This is a genomic window from Nocardia sp. AB354 (genome assembly GCF_049538315.1).
Taxonomy (GTDB): domain Bacteria; phylum Actinomycetota; class Actinomycetes; order Mycobacteriales; family Mycobacteriaceae; genus Nocardia; species Nocardia nova.
In genome coordinates this window covers 164,761-179,933 of sequence record NZ_JBMVFU010000016.1, presented here as the reverse complement: position 1 = coordinate 179,933, position 15,173 = coordinate 164,761, and the positions used below count along the sequence as shown (strand labels likewise).

The window sequence follows — 15,173 nt, the reverse complement described above, 5'->3', positions numbered from 1 at the left end:
ATCAGCGGATGATGGCGGCGGTCGAAGTGGACAGGGCGGACGCGCGTCGGCGTGCGGGCAGTGCAGAAGGCATCGGTCCGGTGACGCGGTCCGCGGCGAGCCGGCCGGAAATCAGCACGGGCGGTATGCCGACACCGGGGACGGTGCTACCGCCCGCCAGCACCACGTTCTCGAGTCCGCGGATCATATTGGCCGGGCGGAAGGGGCCGGTTTGGGTGACGGTGTGGGCCAACGCGAAGGGGCTTCCGGCCAGCATGCCGCGCCGCGCCCAGTCGGCAGGAGTGGTGATGTGGAGCAACCGGGGATCGGTCAGTGGGATCGGCAAGCGATCCTGGACGGTGGTCAGAATCTCCTCGGCGTAGGCGGGGCCGAAGCGGTCCCAATTGATCGGTCCGCGAACGAGATTCGGTACCGGAGCGAGGATGTAGAGCAGGTCGCGTCCGGGTGGGGCCAGGCTCGGGTCACCCGCGGTGGGCCTGGTGACCAGCAGTGACGGATCTGTCATGACGCTGCCGCGAGCGATGATGTCGTCGAAGGCTTCGTCCCAGGCGCGGCCGAAGAGCAGATGGTGGTGCGCCGCTCGGGGCATCGCCTCGCAGCCGACGTGCAGCACGACCGCGGACGGTGCCGCCGTGGGACGCAGCGGGCGGCGCGGGGAATGGCCCGTCAGCCGGTAGGTATCGGACAACTCGGTGGTGAGCACGACCGCATCGCACGGGATGCGCTCGCCGGTATCGGTGACGACTGTGCGGATCCGGGATCCGGTGCGGTCCAGGCTCGCCACGGCGGTGTCGTAGCGGATCTCGACGCCGGCGTCCTGCGCCGCCGCGGCGAGCGCGTCGGGTAGCGCTCGCATCCCGCCGCGCGGGAACCAGACGCCGGCGATCGTGTCCATATAGGCGATCACCGCGTATGCCGCTATCGCCCTCCTGGGCGCGACGCCGGCATACAGGGATTGAAAGGTGAACAGCCGCCGCAGTTCCGGATCGTCGATGTGCTGTGCGACCGCACGGTCCCAGCGGCGGAATCCTCCCATCGCCGCCAGTCGGGCCAGCGAAGGACGCAGCGCCGAGAGCGGCGAGTCGAAATTCGCCCCGATGAACGAGTCGAACTCGGTCCGGTAGAGCTGGGTCAGCCACGCGCGCAGTCGCCGGTATCCGGCAGCCTGCGCGGCTCCGGCGAACTCGGTGATCGCCGCGGCCATGCGTTCGGCGTCGCTGTGAACCTCGAGCTGACGCCCGTCGGCGAAATGGGCCCGGTAGGCCGGATCCACCGGCACCAGCGACAGGCGGTCGTCCATCTGCTCGCCGACCGCGGCGAACGTCTCCTCGACCAGGTGTGGCATGGTCAGCACGGTAGGGCCGGTGTCGAGACGGTAGCCGTCCACATCGACGCGACCGGTGCGGCCGCCGGGAACCGAATCCCGTTCCAGCACGGTGACTTTGCGGCCGCGGCCGGCCAGGTGCAGCGCCGCCGACAGTCCGGCCAGCCCCGCTCCGACTACGACGATATGGTTGCTGAGACCGATGGTCGTGCGCATGGTCTTCCTCCTCAGGGGTGCCGGGTGACGCAGATGAGGCCCATACCGTCGAGTACGCGGCGCATCGGTTCGGGCAGGGTCGTGCTCTCGATGGTGCGCCGCGCCTCGCCGACGCGATCGCTGATCATCGCCTCGATCCGGGCGGGTGCTCCGGAGTCGGTGATCAGGGCGCGCAGTCTGTCGGTGGCGCGGGCGTCGACGACCGGTGCGGACAGCAGCGTGTCGAGTTCGCGGCGGGCGGCGGGGTCGGCGAGCTGGCGGGCGGCGATCACCACGGTGGTCGCCTTGTGCTGAGTCAGATCTCCGTCACCGGGTTTGCCTGTGGCATCGGGGGTTCCGAATACTCCCAGCAGGTCGTCGCGCATCTGGAATGCCTCGCCGACGGCGCGTCCGTACCGGCTCAGCGCCGACAGGGTCGACTCGTCGCATCCGGCCATCGCCGCGCCGAGTTCGAGCGGCCGGCGCACCGTGTAGTTGCCGGATTTCGCACGTGCCAGCGCCAATACCTGCCCGAAATCCGGTTCCGTGCGGACGTCGTTGAGCAGATCGCCGAACTGTCCCACCGCCAGCTCGATGCGCATCTCGTCGAAGCGCGGCCACACGCGGTACAGGCAATCGGGGCGAATCCCGCTCTCGCGCAGCATCTTGTCCGCCCAGACCAGGCAGATATCGCCGAGGAGCACGGCCGCCGACTCGCCGAAACGACCCGCGTCGCCGGGCATTCGCCGGTTCCGATGTGCGTCGGCGAAGGCGACATGCCCCGTGGGCGCGCCGCGGCGTAGCTCCGACTCGTCCATCACATCGTCCTGGATCATCGCGAAGGCATGGACCAGTTCCAGCGCGGCGGCGGCTCGCAGTGCGGCGGCGTCGGGGGCCTCGCCGCACAGCCAGCCGATGTACATGAATGTCGATCGCAGGCATTTGCCGCCTGCCACGTATCGCCGAGCGATGTCGTCGACGGCGATTTCCTGGACGGCGCCTATGCGGTTCTCGCGCAGGAACGCGTCCAGTTCGGTCAGGACTCGATCCCGTACCGCGGTACGCCACCGCGCGACACCGTCCACGGTATTCACCGGGTGATCGGCCAGAATTGTTGCAGGGGAAAACAATCGGTGCGATTTGTCGATAGTGACGCTCACGTCCACTCCTCGGTTCGGCGGTACAGCGATATGGGGTGCCGGCTGGCTCTCCGAGGCGGGGATCGAGACCGCGTATTCCGGCCCGTCCGGGGATCCTCCCTCGACGTCTGAACCCAAGGCTACAGCAAACGATGCATAAATGATGCACATGAGCGGAAGTTGTCCGTCTCGGCCGGGCGTGCGCCGGGTGACCTCGATGAGCGGTTCGGAACGGCTTCGTGCGAGGTAGGGACGGACGGACGACGTCATGCTGCAATCGATGCAACGAAAAGGCGAGACGCATCGTTTATGCATCGAATTCCGGGGTACCCTGGCCGAGAACCATCCAATCAGAGGAGGCCCTCATGTCTCGTTCTTCCGCGCGACGCGCGCTGTTCGCTCTCGTTTCCGGCGGGGGTATCGCCTTGACCTCGGCCGCCTTGCTGGCCGCGCCGGCCCAAGCCGACTCCACCAGCTGTCCGGCGCCGGGCGCCAGCTCGGTCGCCCAGACGGGTGCCGATGCCGCGTGTTCGGCCACGAGTGCCGGTGGGAGCGCGGCGGCCGCCTACGGCATCAACGGTACGGCCGCGGCGAATGCCGGGCCGACGAGTTTGTCGCTGGCCATCGCGCAGGGCGGTGGTATCGCCCGCTCCACGTCGGGGCCGTGGTCGGGGCCCGCGGCGATCGCGGTCGGACCCGGCGCGACGGCCGACCTGAGCGGGGTCCGTCCCGGGCTGGCCATCGGCATCGCCGGGCCGGGCGCCACGGTCACGGTCTCCGGCGTCGGGACGCCGGTATGCAGCGGCGGCCCCGGTTTCGCGGGCGATTTCCAGACCTTCCAGGGCTGCCTGTCCATGCGGTGATCTCGGGCGTCGCGGATGGTCCTCGAGTAGGTTCCGGGTGAGTGGGTGCCGTCGAGTGATCCGGCGTGGTAGCGGCGGAAGTGCGGGCGATCGAGACATCGGCGCGTAGTCTCGAACGCGGCAACCCGCCGGCGATTGTGTCTGGTTGTGCCGGCTTCCATCGAACTCCCGGGAGTCGACGTGGAACCACTGACCGAGCAGTTGCGCCGCGACCGTGCGGATCGGGCGAGCGCCGTCGCCGCCACGCTGAGTGCCCGCGACATCGAGGCCGTGGCGGTCACCTGGGTCGACACCAGCGGCATCGTCCGGATGAAAGCCGTTCCGGTGGAACGGTTCTCCCACGCTGCGGCCTGGGGGATCGGCGCCTCGCCGGTCTTCGACGCATTCCTGGTCGACGATTCCATCCTGACCGAGCATGTCGCCGGTGGCCCGACCGGTGACCTACGGCTGTACCCGGACCTCGATCGGGTCACCGCCGTGGCCGCGCTTCCGGGATGGGCATGGGCGCCCGCGGATCGCTATACGCAAAGCGGTACGCCGCATCCTCGCGATTCCCGGTTGCTGCTGCGCCGGCTCGTCGCCGAGCTGGCCGACGACGGCTACGAATTGCGCACCGCGATCGAATTGGAATGGACGTTGTCGCGCCCCGACCCGGCCGACCCGGACACGTTCTGCCCCGCCACCTCGGCGCCCGCTTACGGGATGGCCAGGCTGAGCGAACTGGCGGCGTATCTGCGCGATGTGGTGTCGAAGGTGCGCGACAGCGGTATCGGCGTCGAGCAGATACATCCCGAATACGAGGTGGGACAGTTCGAACTCTCCATCGCCTCCGGTGATCCCGTCCGCACCGCCGACAACGCGGTGCTGGTGCGCGAGATCGTCCGGGCCGTCAGCGGTGCTCACGGCTTGCGGGCGACGTTCAGCCCGGTGGTCGTGCCCGGTGTCGTCGGGAACGGCGGCCACGTCCATCTGAGCCTGTGGCGGGAAGGGGTGAACCGGATGTACGGCGGTCCCGGTCCTTTCGGAATCGGTGCGGAGGGGGAGCACTTCGCCGCGGGAATCCTGGACCGCCTGCCCGCGCTACTGACCGTCGGCTGCCCGGCCGTGGCAAGCTACCTGCGCTTGCAGCCCAGTCACTGGGCGGGTGTCTTCCGATGCTGGGGATTGGAGAACCGGGAGGCCGCCCTGCGCTACATCACCGGAAGCGAAGGTGAGCGCGACCGCGCGGCCAATATCGAGATCAAGACATTCGACGCCGCCGCCAACCCGTACCTGGCCTTGGCGGGCCTGCTGGCGGCGGGCCGGGCGGGCTTGCAGGCGGGCGCGACCCTGCCCGAGCCGGTCGCCGGCGATCCGGCGCGACTCGACTCCGCCACCCGGTCCGCGCGCGGGATCACCCCGTTGCCCACCACACTCGCCGACGCGGTGGCGGCCTTCGAAGCCGACGAGGCGCTGTGCGCGGCATTCGGCGACGACCTCGCCGACACCATCGGCAGCGTGCGGCGCGGTGAGATCGCGCTGTTCGCCGATGCCACGCCCGAGCAGATCGCCGACGCCTGCAGGTGGAGGTACTGAGCCGCGTCGCGAGGTACCGACCGCTCGATCACCTCGCGGCCGGCTCCGCACTGCCGGCTCGTTCGAGAAGTGAGCGCACGAACGCCAGATGGCCGGGGACCACGCCGAACCACACATCCGGCGCGCGTGTCCCGCGCATGGCCACGAAGGTGGCCAGCGCGACGACGCCGTCACGGATCTCGAGCGCCAGTTCGCCGTGGAATCCGAGACCCGAATCGGCCCGCAGCAGAAGGCATTCCGGTGCGGACAAGGTGATGCGCCAACCGGCGACGGTGTCCGGCGCGCCGGGGGTGAGGCCGAGTTCGATACCGGCCCACGCCGCCCGCAATCGCGTACGAACGTCCTCGGGAACGTCCTCCATGATCGCGCGGGCCCACTGCTCGGCGGTCCGGGCGGTGGCGGCCGGGGTTTCCAGCACGTGGCTGTCGATGTAGACGACGTCGTCCAGGGTGGTGAGGGCGAGCAGGTCGGCGGTGATTCCGCATTGGCGGACGGTGGGGGAGGTGTGCACGGACATGACGAGAACCTTCTGGTTTCGGTACTGCACGATAGATACAGAACAGTACTGTATCTATTGAAGGGTGATCTAATCAAGGGCATATCGAGCCGGTCGAGAAGGAGGACGTGATGGCGCCACCGGTGCGAACTCCGCGGCAGGCGTGGATCGATGCCGGGCTCTCCGTGCTGGAGCACCACGGCCCCGATGCGGTCCGGGTGGAGGCGCTGGCGGCGCAACTCGGCGTGACCCGCGGCGGCTTCTACCGGCAGTTCCGCTCCCGCGACGAACTACTCGAGGCGATGCTCGACGACTGGGAGCGGCGCGCCGTCGACGATGTGCGCGAACAGGTCGAGCGCGAGGGCGGCGATCCGAAGCGCAAGATCCGGCGGGCGGGCACGCTGACCTTCGCCGAGGATCTGACGCCGCTGGATCTGGCCATCCGGGCATGGGCTCGGCGCGACCCGGCGGTGGAGACGCGGCTGCGGAAAGTGGACAACGCCAGAATGGACTATCTGCGCACGCTGCTGCGGAACTCCGGCGTCGCACCCGAGGATGTGGAAGCCGTTGCGCTGCTGTCTTTTTCGATGGTCATCGCCAATCGCCTGATCAAGGCCGAGCATCCCGGCGAGAGCAGATCGGATGTGCTCGCCCACGCCGCACACCTGCTGTTCGACTGATCGCGCGGGCATACTGGCGGGGTGAGCGATCAACGAGGCGTTCCTTCCTTCCACATCGACCAGGTCGACCACCCGGAGCAGGAGCTGATCGTCCGGATACTCGACAATCAGGCCGCCTTACCCGGCGTGGTGCGGATGCGCGAGTGGGCGCGCGCCGCGCTGGCGCTGCGACCCGGCGAAACCGCCCTCGATGTGGGCTCCGGCACCGGCACCGAAGTGGTGGAGCTGGCCGCTCTGGTCGGTCCGGCCGGGCGGGCCATCGGTATCGATCCGAATCCGTCGATGCTCGCGGTGGCGCGCGAGCGCGCCGCGGACGTATCGGCCGAATTCATCGAGGGATCGGCCTACGATCTGCCGCTGCCGGACGCATCCGTCGACGCGGTGCGCTGTGAGCGGGTCTATCAGCACCTCGACGATCCGGCGAAGGCCACCGCGGAGATCGCGCGGGTGCTGCGACCGGGCGGACGGGTGGTGCTGATCGACAGCGACTGGTCGACGGCGATCTTCCATCCCGGTGATCCCGAGGTCGTCGCGGCGTTGCAGCAGCGGATGGAAACCAACAGTCCGAATCGCAACTCCGGCAGGCATTTACGGGGACGGCTGGTCGACGCCGGCCTGCTGATCGACGATATCGGTTCCGAGGCCGTGATCTGGGAACCCGAGTCGATCCTCCCGATGTTCACGGCGGTCACCGACCGGGGTGTGGTCGACGGGCTGATCACCGCTGCCCAGCGCGACTACGTTCTGGCCGAAATCCGGCGCGGTGCCGAGACCGGCGACTATCACTTCTCGGTGACCATGTTCGCGGTGGTGGCGCACAAACCCTGACCCTCGTTCACGGCGCGACGGGATCCGCCACCGGCGGCCGTCGCGCCGCGAGTGCGGCAGCCACCGCCGCCGCGACGATCGTCACCAGCGCGCCCAGCATCATCGCCGCCGCCTCGGCCGGGTGCAGCACATGCAGCTGGGTGCCGACGGTGACGGCGGCCACCGGTACACCGATCTGAGCGGCGGCCAGCGCGCCGAATGTGACCGGCTGGCCCAGCAGACGCATGAGCAGATGCACCAGCAGTGCGCCGGCTCCGAGCGCGAGCCCCAGCAGGATCAACCGGGGGCGATCGGCGAATTCCCGCAGGTTCAACCGAGCGCCCAGCCAGACGAAGAACAGGGGAGCGAGGAATCCGTCGGTCGCGGCGAACAATTGCCGTGCCACCCGGCGCGGTTCGCCGACTGCCGCGACGGCCAGTCCGGCCGTGAAGCCGGCCAGCATGATCGACACGTGCGTGCGGGTGGCGATGGCGGCCATCCCGAATACGAGGGCCAAACTGACCCGCAGTTCGAGGGCGAATTTGCGGCGTTCGGAGACTCGGTGCGCACGCCGGCGCAGCCCGGAGCGTTCCAGCCACCGCAGCAGCAAGAACAGCAGCACCGCGGTGCCGATCACCGCCAGCGCACCCAGCGCGGCGCGTCCGGCGTTACCCGCGTCGATCACCAGCGGTAGCGCGACGATCGACGCGGTGTCGGCGATGGCGACCTGTGCCGTCAGTTCGAGCACCGATCTGCCCTGCAGCCCTTGGGAATCGATGATCGGCAGCACCAGCGCGGCCGAGGAGGAGGCGAGCAGCACCGCATAGATCGCGCCGTGCCCGGTATCGAAGAAGCCGGCGAGCAGATAGCCGATCACGGCCGCGGCCGACCCGACCAGCACGGCTCGGAGGGCGCCGATCCCCAGCGCCGAGCGGATCCGCGGATCGCGAATCGGGACATGGGTGCCGGCGACGAACATCACCAGCGCGAAACCCATATCGGCCAGGAAGGCGAACACCGGATCCGAGGCATCGAGCACCCCGAATCCGGTGACGCCGCAGACGATTCCGGCCAGCAGCTCGCCGACGATCACCGGTATGTGCCAGGCTTCGCGCCACGCCAGCAGCGGTCCCGCCAGCCCGAGCGCCAGCACCAGGGCCAGGGTGGACAAACTCATCGGTGCTTACTTCTTCCGCTCGATCTGCTGCCGCTCGACGTCGTGCACACTGTCCGCCGCGCACCACTCCCGGTCACGCCGACACGCCGTCGCCTGCCGTCCGGTGCCGTGCCCGGCCGCCTGCGCGGAGGGCCGGGCACGGCGGTGGCTCAGTGCGCGTTCTGCGCGTGCTCGGCCTGCAGCTGGTTGTACTTCTGTGTGCCCGCGGCGATTCCGACCGGAAGGGCGACCGCGACGCCGCCGACGCTCGCGCCGAGGCCACCCACCGCGACCACGCCGACCAGGCAGGCCGCGGCCATCGCGGGCACGGTCATGGTGCCAGCGGTGGCGACGGAGATGAGGGTGCCGCCGGTGGCGATCCCCAGGGGGCAGCCGACGGCCGCGCCGATCACCGAACCGGCCATCCCGCCGACCGCCATCGCCAGACCCATGTGCGGTGCCGCCGCGGCGACGGCCTGGTTGAGATCCGACATTTGGGTATCGGCGACCGAGCCGGGCTGTGCCGCAGTCGATTCCACGGCGCCGGCGACGGGCTGGGACGGCGCCGTCGGGCGAGCCGGATCGGCGGCCGCGGGAACCTCGATCGGAGTTCCGAGCAGTGTCCTGCCCGCACCGTCGCGAATGTCGAACTGTCCGGGGCGCACCGCCACCGCGCCGAGCGGAGTCTGCAGGGCCGCGGTTCCGGTGGTCGTGTCGTCCTGATAGCGGATGCCGGGGCCCAGGTCGGTGCTGGTCCACTCCGATTGCGGGGCAACGGGTGCGGGGGTGGAGGGTGCCGGAGCGACGACATCGGCCTGGGCGGCCCCGGCCGCCGCGACGACGGCGGTGGCGAGCAAGGTGGACACGGCGATGGTCCGGGTGGTGGTCTTCATGAATTCTTCCGCTCTGATCGGTGGGGAGTGTCGATTACCGCGCGTTGCTCTCGGCCGGCATCGACTGTGCGATCAGGCCTTTGGAATGGAGCGAGTTGTACTGGTCACCCACCGCGTTCGCCAAGCTCGGGCCGCCGGTGGCGATGCCGCCTGCCATGCCACCGAGGAATCCGAGCGTGCCCGCGCCGAGAATGCATCCGCCCACGATGCCGATCGGAGTCAGCACCGGCACCGGAATGGTCAGCGTGCCGCCGGTGATCGCGCCGAGCGGGCAGCCGACCGCCAGGCCCGCCGCCGTGCCCACGACCTGGCCGACCGTGGAGTCGTTGGCCCACGCACCGGCGATGGTGTCGAACGCGTTCAGATATTCCGTGGTCGGATCGACCGGTGTTCCGGCGGGGGCGGCGGGATCGGCCGGTGTGCCCTGGTCGCCCGCGACCGTGGCGGTCGCGGGCGACCCAGACTCGGCGAAGGCCGGAGCGGCGACGCCGACCGTGGCGGATGTGGCGAGAACCGCGATCGCGGCTGCGCGAATGACGTGACGCATGATTCTTCTTTCTCGATGCCCGATATCGCCCGTGCCCTCTCGGTTGGTGAACCGGGGGTTCTCACGAGCTGTCCGTACATTAGCCACCCGCGCTTCGCGCCGGCGCGGGGGCAGCCGGAGATGATCAGGCGGACAGACCTACATCGGCACCACGGTTTTCAGCCAGCCGGTGCGCCGGAGATCGAAGGCCTCGTAGGCATCGATCATCGACTGCGGTTCGGCGTGCTGGGTGATGAACCGGGTGGGATCGAGATCGCCACGTCCCACCTTGTCGAGCAGACCGGGCACGTAACGGTGGTGGTTGCAATTTCCGCCCTGCACGGTCAGATTGCGGTTCACGACGACCCCGAGGGGGAACCGGTCGAAGGTGGGCGGATACACGCCGATCACACCGACCGACCCGGCCTTCGCGACCGCCTGCACCGCCCAGCGCCCGGCCAGGCTCGGTGCGTCGCCGACCAGCCACTGACCGGAATCGATATTGCCTTCGGGTGCGGCGAGGCGGCGTTCTTCCTCGAAGACGTCGGTCTCGACCGGCAGGTGGTCTGCCGCCGGTCCCTGCTCGGGCCGCTGGGCGTCTACTCCGACCGCGTCGATGACGCGATCGGCGCCGATCCCGCCGGTCAGCTCGCGCGTCACCTCGACCGGATCCTCCCGGTGGAAGTCGATCGGTTCGGCGTTCTGGGCGCGTGCGGTTTCGAGCCGGTCGGCGATCCCGTCGACGACGAGCACCCGGCCCGCGCCCTGGCGAAAGGCCGACGCGATCGCACACTGCCCGACGACACCCGCGCCGAGGACCAGAACGGTGTCGCCCTCGCTGACCTGAGCGAGCCGGGCGCCGAACCAGCCGGTCGGCAACACGTCGGAGACCATGATCGCCTGGTCGTCGGAGACGCCCTCGGGCACCTTGACCAGGGTGTTGTTCGCATACGGGATGCGTGCGTACTCGGCCTGCAGGCCGTCGACCGGTCCCGTGGTCTCCGGTCCGCCGAAGAAGCTGGTGCCGGCCAGGGGGCCGTTCGGATTGGCCGTATCGCATTGGGCGGTATAGCCGCTGCGGCAGTAGGCGCAGTGCCCGCACGACACCGTGGAGCACACGACCACGCGATCGCCCGGCGCGAATCCGCGTACCGCCGCACCGGTGTCGACGACCGTGCCGACGGCCTCGTGGCCGAGGACGGTGCCGGGCACCATGCCGGGCATCGTGCCGCGCACCAGATGCAGATCGGTACCGCAGATGGCGGACGAGGTGATCTGCACGATGGCGTCGGTGGGCTCTTGGATCTTCGGATCGTCGACGACGTCGAGACGGATATCGCCGACACCGTGCCAGACAACTGCTTTCACGTTCACTCCTCGATAGCGGGGTCGGATGTGGTGTTCGTAGCGGGCGCTGGGCCGGTCACTGGACGCCCTACCCCGCGGGCGGCGAGGTATTCCGGCGCGGCCGGTGGGAAAAGGTTCGATTCGCACTCGCCGGGTATGCGGTGAGCAGGCGTCGTCGAGGCGCTCGCACAGCCGCTCGGGCGACGATCCGGGACCCGGTTCTCTGTGACGAAGGAAGGTGGGCCCGCTTCAGGCGCAGGGGTAGCGTGGCGAACGGGGCCGTATTCGAATCTGCTTGGAGGAGCGATGTTTCCGAGTGAAGGGGAGCCGCGGCCGGCCTCGGGCACCCCGTCCGTTTCGTCTCGCGGGCGCAGCCGGCCCTCGGTCCGGACCGCCTGCCCGAAAGCCGAGTGATCGCTCCTCATGGACGAATCTCTGGCTGGCGACCGGCCCGAATCGGAGCCCGGGACCGCACGACCACCGCAGGATCTGATCGTCGCCGGTGCGTCCGCCGGCGGCGTGGAGGCGCTGCGCGAATTCGTCGGCGGGCTCCCGCCGGATCTCGGCGCCGCGGTCGCGATCGTCCTGCACATGCCACCGCACGGCGCGAGCGCGTTGCCGGCCATTCTGAACCGGATCGGGCCGCTTCCAGCCGTCGCGGCCGCCGACGGCATGCCGCTGCGGTCCGGAGTGGTGTACGTGGCGGTTCCCGATCGCCATCTGGTCGTCACGTCGACCCATCTGCATCTGTCACGGGGCCCCACCGAGAACGGCCATCGGCCGGGGGTGGACGCGCTGTTCCGGTCCGCGGCCATGTCGTGGGCGCCGCGAGTGGCGTGTGTCGTGCTCTCCGGGACCTTGGACGACGGAACCGCCGGCGCCGCGTTGGTGGCCAGCCGTGGCGGTGTGGTGGCCGCGCAGGAGCCGCACGACGCGTTGTATCGCGGTATGCCGCAGAGCGTATTGGATTCCGTCGCAGCCGATATGGTGCTGCCGGCGCGGGACCTGGGCAAGGCCGTCGCCGATCGGCTCCGCACTCGCCATCGGGCGCCCGATCCGCCGGACGCGTCCGAACTTCAGGTTCTGGAAGCGAGTATCGATGCCGGTGCCGTACCCGGTGACGAAGGCGTAGCGGCGATGGCCCGGCCGTCCGGGCTCACCTGCCCGGACTGCAACGGTGTTCTCTATGTGCTCGAGGACAGTGGCCGCTACCGATGCCGGGTCGGGCACGCGTGGACCGCCGAGGCATTGTTGATCCAGCAGAAGGTCGAGGTCGACAAGGCCTTGTGGACCGCCCTGCGCGCCCTCGAGGAGAAACAGCGGCTGGCCGAGCGGATGACCGACGATGCCACCCGTCACGGCGACGACCGGCTGGCCCAGCGCTATCGAGATCAGGGCGCCGAGCAGGCCGCCGCGATCGAAACGCTGCGCAAGCTGCTCGCCGACCGTTCCACGAACTGAGGCAGCGGTAGGTTGATCGGGTGGACGAGGACAAGGCGCCCGGCAGTGCCCGCGGATTCGAGGAGATCCTCCACTATCTGAAGGAAGCTCGCGGATTCGATTTCACCGGCTACAAACGCAGCAGCCTCATGCGGCGCGTGGACCGGCGCATGTCCCAGCTCGGGGTGAGCGACTATGTCGAATACCTCGATGTGCTGCAGGCCGATGCGGACGAATTCGTCGCGCTGTTCAACACCATCCTGATCAACGTCACCGGATTCTTCCGCGATCCCGACGCGTGGGACTACCTGCAGTCCGACATCATTCCCACCATGTTGGGCGAGCGGGGCCCCGAGGAACCGATCCGGGTCTGGTGTGCCGGATGCGCCTCCGGCGAGGAGGCCTACAGCCTGGCCATCGTGCTCGCGGAGGCGATGGGCATCGAGGAATTCCGGCAGCGGGTCAAGATCTATGCCACCGATGTGGACGAGGAGGCCCTGAGCGTCGCGCGGCACGCCACCTACACCGAGAAGGAGATCAGCCCGCTCGGTGCGGACCTGATCCAGCGCTATTTCGAGCCGGCCGCGGGGCGATACGCATTCCGCAAGGATCTGCGGCGCTCGGTGATTTTCGGCCGCAACGATCTGGTGCAGGACGCGCCGATTTCCCGGATCGATCTGCTGGCGTGCCGGAATACGCTGATGTATTTCAACGCCGAGACGCAGACCAAGGTGCTCGACAAATTCCATTTCGCCCTCTCGCAGCGCGGTTTGCTGTTTCTGGGCAAGGCCGAGATGCTGCTGAGTCACAGCCGGATCTTCGATGCCGTGGACCTCGAGCGACGGATATTCCGCAAGGTTCCGGCGGCGCGAGTCGATGTCGGCTCGGTGTTCGGGCGCACCCTGGTGCACGACCGCCGCGACGCCGAGCAGATCGAATCCCTGTGCGCCCTGGCCTTTTCCGCGGGGCCGGTCGCCCAGGTGGTGCTCGGCCGCGACGATGTGATCGTATTGGCCAACGATCAGGGCAAGCATCTGTTCGGCCTGTCGGACCGGGATGTGGGCCGGCCGCTGCGCGACCTCGAATTGTCCTATCGCCCTTTGGAATTGCGCGGCTATATCGATCAGGTGCGTGCGGACCGCCGTGCGATGCGGGTCAAGGATGTCGAGTGGCAGCGCGGGCCGGGGGAGGTGCTGGCACTCGAGGTGCATATCTCGCCGCTGCTGGCCGAGGGTGTGGCGATCGGGATCTCGCTGGTTTTTCACGATGTGAGCGCAACGCGCCGGTTGCTGTCCGAATTGCGTCATGCCAACGAACAACGGGAATCGGCCTACGAGGAACTGCAGTCGACCAACGAGGAGCTCGAGACCACGAACGAGGAATTGCAGTCGACCGTCGAGGAACTCGAGACGACCAACGAGGAACTGCAGTCCACCAACGAGGAACTCGAGACCACGAACGAGGAACTGCAGTCCACCAACGACGAACTGCAGACGATCAATACCGAATTGCGGGAGCGCAGTACCGAACTCGACGACGTGAACGAATTCTTCGCCTCGATCATGAGTTCCTGGCACGCGGGTGTCGCGGTGGTCGATACATCGATGCGGATCGTGGTCTGGAATACGGGCGCGGAGGATCTGTGGGGCCTGCGGTCCGACGAGGCCGAGGGAGAGCATCTGCTCAATCTCGATATCGGCCTCCCGGTCGCGGAATTGCGGCCGGTGGTACGGCCCGCGCTGTCCGATCCGGCCTATGAGCGCGAGGTTCGTCTCGACAGTGTCAACCGGCGTGGCCGGGCGGTCGTGATCCGGGTGGTCTGCACATCGCTGAGCGACCGCAACGGTAAACCGTCGGGCGCGATATTGCTCATGGAGCCGGTGGAACCCGAGGCCGCGGTCAGCTGATCTGCCGGTTCCGGGCGGTCGCCAACGTCGCCCACACCACCTTGCCGGTCGGCCACCGCGGCGCGCATCCCCAGGCCGAGGCCAGCTCCGCCACGATGTGCAGGCCGTGCAGTCGGCGCCCGACGGAGCCTGGTTCCGGTTCGCGCAGCACCGCTTCACGGGGGTCCGGGTCGGCGACGGCGATGGTGAACAGATCTTCGCGATATTCCAGCCGCACGTCGATATCGGGGACGCCGGTGAAGTGTCCGTGCAGGTCGGCGTTGTCGATGAATTCGGTGGCGATGATCTGCGCGGCCTCGCTGATCTCGGCGATGCCCCATTCGGCGCAGACGTCGTCGATGAGCCGACGCGCTCGATGCCCGGTGACCGGGGACAGCGCCATGGTCATGGTGGCCCGGCGGCGGATCGGCGGTTCGCCCGACGCGGCGACGGCGGCGGCGACGCTCGGCTGCACCGCGAGGAAGCGGCGGATCGCGCTGCGTCCGAGCCGGCGGCGTAGTTCGGTGTCCTCGGCGACGAGGAGAATCGGCACGCCCGGCCAGTTCGCGGTGCGCAGCCAGGCGCTGGTGAACGCGGTGAGGACGGTTTCGGTGGCGATGGTCATGCGGTCGACGCGGACGATGACCGCGCGGGGCTGTTCGACGACGAACTTCACGAGGTCGTCGGTGAATCGGCGGTACGTCACCGCGTCGAGCGTGAAATCGGGGTCCAGCACCACACAGCGATCGATTTCCGTCGGCTCCCAGCAGATGGGCGGAACGGTATTCATAGCGAATCGCATTCGAGTGCTGTCACCCCGGCAGCCGGGCCCACGCGACGATCGGC

14 protein-coding genes are annotated in these 15,173 nt (G+C 68.7%); 6 read left to right on the top strand and 8 right to left on the bottom strand.

The window, feature by feature from the left end; translation table 11 throughout:
• Position 1: 1 nt before the first annotated feature.
• Together crtI and ACPCUW_RS23115 are read right to left on the bottom strand one after the other, a co-directional pair.
• The gene (crtI, locus tag ACPCUW_RS23120) at positions 2 to 1,540 is read right to left on the bottom strand and encodes a phytoene desaturase family protein (RefSeq protein WP_104366222.1); all 1,539 of its coding nucleotides are present in this window, start codon (positions 1,538 to 1,540) and stop codon (positions 2 to 4) included.
• Between the two features lie 11 nt (positions 1,541 to 1,551).
• Positions 1,552 to 2,679, bottom strand: coding sequence for a polyprenyl synthetase family protein (locus ACPCUW_RS23115; RefSeq protein ID WP_423427049.1), 1,128 nt, complete (start codon positions 2,677 to 2,679; stop codon positions 1,552 to 1,554).
• A gap of 344 nt (positions 2,680 to 3,023) precedes the next feature.
• Here ACPCUW_RS23115 and ACPCUW_RS23110 point away from each other — a divergent pair, with 344 nt between their 5' ends.
• Both ACPCUW_RS23110 and ACPCUW_RS23105 read left to right on the top strand, forming a co-directional pair.
• Positions 3,024 to 3,521, top strand: a complete 498-nt coding sequence (locus tag ACPCUW_RS23110) for a DUF6764 family protein (protein ID WP_423427048.1) — start codon at positions 3,024 to 3,026, stop codon at positions 3,519 to 3,521.
• Positions 3,522 to 3,701: 180 nt separating this feature from the next.
• The gene (locus ACPCUW_RS23105) at positions 3,702 to 5,096 is read left to right on the top strand and encodes a glutamine synthetase (RefSeq protein ID WP_423427046.1); all 1,395 of its coding nucleotides are present in this window, start codon (positions 3,702 to 3,704) and stop codon (positions 5,094 to 5,096) included.
• Between the two features lie 28 nt (positions 5,097 to 5,124).
• Here the strand turns inward: ACPCUW_RS23105 and ACPCUW_RS23100 are convergent, their stop codons facing one another.
• Positions 5,125 to 5,613: a hypothetical protein gene (locus ACPCUW_RS23100; RefSeq protein ID WP_423427045.1), complete on the bottom strand. Its 489-nt coding sequence runs from the start codon at positions 5,611 to 5,613 to the stop codon at positions 5,125 to 5,127.
• 110 nt (positions 5,614 to 5,723) lie between these two features.
• On the opposite strand from ACPCUW_RS23100, the gene ACPCUW_RS23095 reads away from it, so the two are divergent.
• Complete coding sequence (locus ACPCUW_RS23095) at positions 5,724 to 6,272, top strand: TetR/AcrR family transcriptional regulator (RefSeq protein WP_423427043.1); 549 nt, start codon at positions 5,724 to 5,726, stop codon at positions 6,270 to 6,272.
• 21 nt (positions 6,273 to 6,293) lie between these two features.
• Positions 6,294 to 7,100, top strand: a complete 807-nt coding sequence (locus tag ACPCUW_RS23090; RefSeq protein WP_423427041.1) for a methyltransferase domain-containing protein — start codon at positions 6,294 to 6,296, stop codon at positions 7,098 to 7,100.
• Positions 7,101 to 7,107: 7 nt separating this feature from the next.
• On the opposite strand, the gene ACPCUW_RS23085 is transcribed toward ACPCUW_RS23090, so the two are convergent.
• The 4 genes from ACPCUW_RS23085 to ACPCUW_RS23070 form a co-directional block, all read right to left on the bottom strand.
• Complete coding sequence (locus ACPCUW_RS23085; RefSeq protein WP_063011265.1) at positions 7,108 to 8,256, bottom strand: cation:proton antiporter; 1,149 nt, start codon at positions 8,254 to 8,256, stop codon at positions 7,108 to 7,110.
• 149 nt (positions 8,257 to 8,405) lie between these two features.
• The gene (locus ACPCUW_RS23080; protein WP_064908961.1) at positions 8,406 to 9,128 is read right to left on the bottom strand and encodes a hypothetical protein; all 723 of its coding nucleotides are present in this window, start codon (positions 9,126 to 9,128) and stop codon (positions 8,406 to 8,408) included.
• A gap of 34 nt (positions 9,129 to 9,162) precedes the next feature.
• On the bottom strand, positions 9,163 to 9,675 hold the full coding sequence (locus ACPCUW_RS23075; protein ID WP_063011261.1) for a hypothetical protein: 513 nt from the start codon (positions 9,673 to 9,675) through the stop codon (positions 9,163 to 9,165).
• Between the two features lie 138 nt (positions 9,676 to 9,813).
• On the bottom strand, positions 9,814 to 11,022 hold the full coding sequence (locus ACPCUW_RS23070; protein WP_063011342.1) for an alcohol dehydrogenase catalytic domain-containing protein: 1,209 nt from the start codon (positions 11,020 to 11,022) through the stop codon (positions 9,814 to 9,816).
• A 402-nt stretch (positions 11,023 to 11,424) separates the two neighbouring features.
• Here ACPCUW_RS23070 and ACPCUW_RS23065 point away from each other — a divergent pair, with 402 nt between their 5' ends.
• Both ACPCUW_RS23065 and ACPCUW_RS23060 read left to right on the top strand, forming a co-directional pair.
• Positions 11,425 to 12,462 (top strand): chemotaxis protein CheB, encoded by a 1,038-nt coding sequence (locus ACPCUW_RS23065; protein ID WP_423427039.1) that lies wholly within the window; start codon positions 11,425 to 11,427, stop codon positions 12,460 to 12,462.
• Between the two features lie 20 nt (positions 12,463 to 12,482).
• On the top strand, positions 12,483 to 14,348 hold the full coding sequence (locus ACPCUW_RS23060; RefSeq protein ID WP_423427037.1) for a CheR family methyltransferase: 1,866 nt from the start codon (positions 12,483 to 12,485) through the stop codon (positions 14,346 to 14,348).
• Here the strand turns inward: ACPCUW_RS23060 and ACPCUW_RS23055 are convergent.
• Positions 14,341 to 15,117, bottom strand: a complete 777-nt coding sequence (locus tag ACPCUW_RS23055; RefSeq protein WP_423427035.1) for an ATP-binding protein — start codon at positions 15,115 to 15,117, stop codon at positions 14,341 to 14,343. The two genes, ACPCUW_RS23060 and ACPCUW_RS23055, sit on opposite strands and share 8 nt — an antisense overlap.
• Positions 15,118 to 15,173 lie beyond the last annotated feature (56 nt).

What these genes read in the sequence shown, in the direction of transcription:
- ACPCUW_RS23085 (WP_063011265.1), bottom strand. Translation starts at nt 8,256, where the DNA reads ATGAGTTTGTCCACCCTGGCCCTGGTGCTGGCGCTCGGGCTGGCGGGA.
- ACPCUW_RS23095 (WP_423427043.1), top strand. Translation starts at nt 5,724, where the DNA reads ATGGCGCCACCGGTGCGAACTCCGCGGCAGGCGTGGATCGATGCCGGG.
- ACPCUW_RS23075 (WP_063011261.1), bottom strand. Translation starts at nt 9,675, where the DNA reads ATGCGTCACGTCATTCGCGCAGCCGCGATCGCGGTTCTCGCCACATCC.
- ACPCUW_RS23100 (WP_423427045.1), bottom strand. Translation starts at nt 5,613, where the DNA reads ATGTCCGTGCACACCTCCCCCACCGTCCGCCAATGCGGAATCACCGCC.
- ACPCUW_RS23055 (WP_423427035.1), bottom strand. Translation starts at nt 15,117, where the DNA reads ATGAATACCGTTCCGCCCATCTGCTGGGAGCCGACGGAAATCGATCGC.
- ACPCUW_RS23065 (WP_423427039.1), top strand. Translation starts at nt 11,425, where the DNA reads ATGGACGAATCTCTGGCTGGCGACCGGCCCGAATCGGAGCCCGGGACC.
- ACPCUW_RS23080 (WP_064908961.1), bottom strand. Translation starts at nt 9,128, where the DNA reads ATGAAGACCACCACCCGGACCATCGCCGTGTCCACCTTGCTCGCCACC.
- crtI (WP_104366222.1), bottom strand. Translation starts at nt 1,540, where the DNA reads ATGCGCACGACCATCGGTCTCAGCAACCATATCGTCGTAGTCGGAGCG.
- ACPCUW_RS23110 (WP_423427048.1), top strand. Translation starts at nt 3,024, where the DNA reads ATGTCTCGTTCTTCCGCGCGACGCGCGCTGTTCGCTCTCGTTTCCGGC.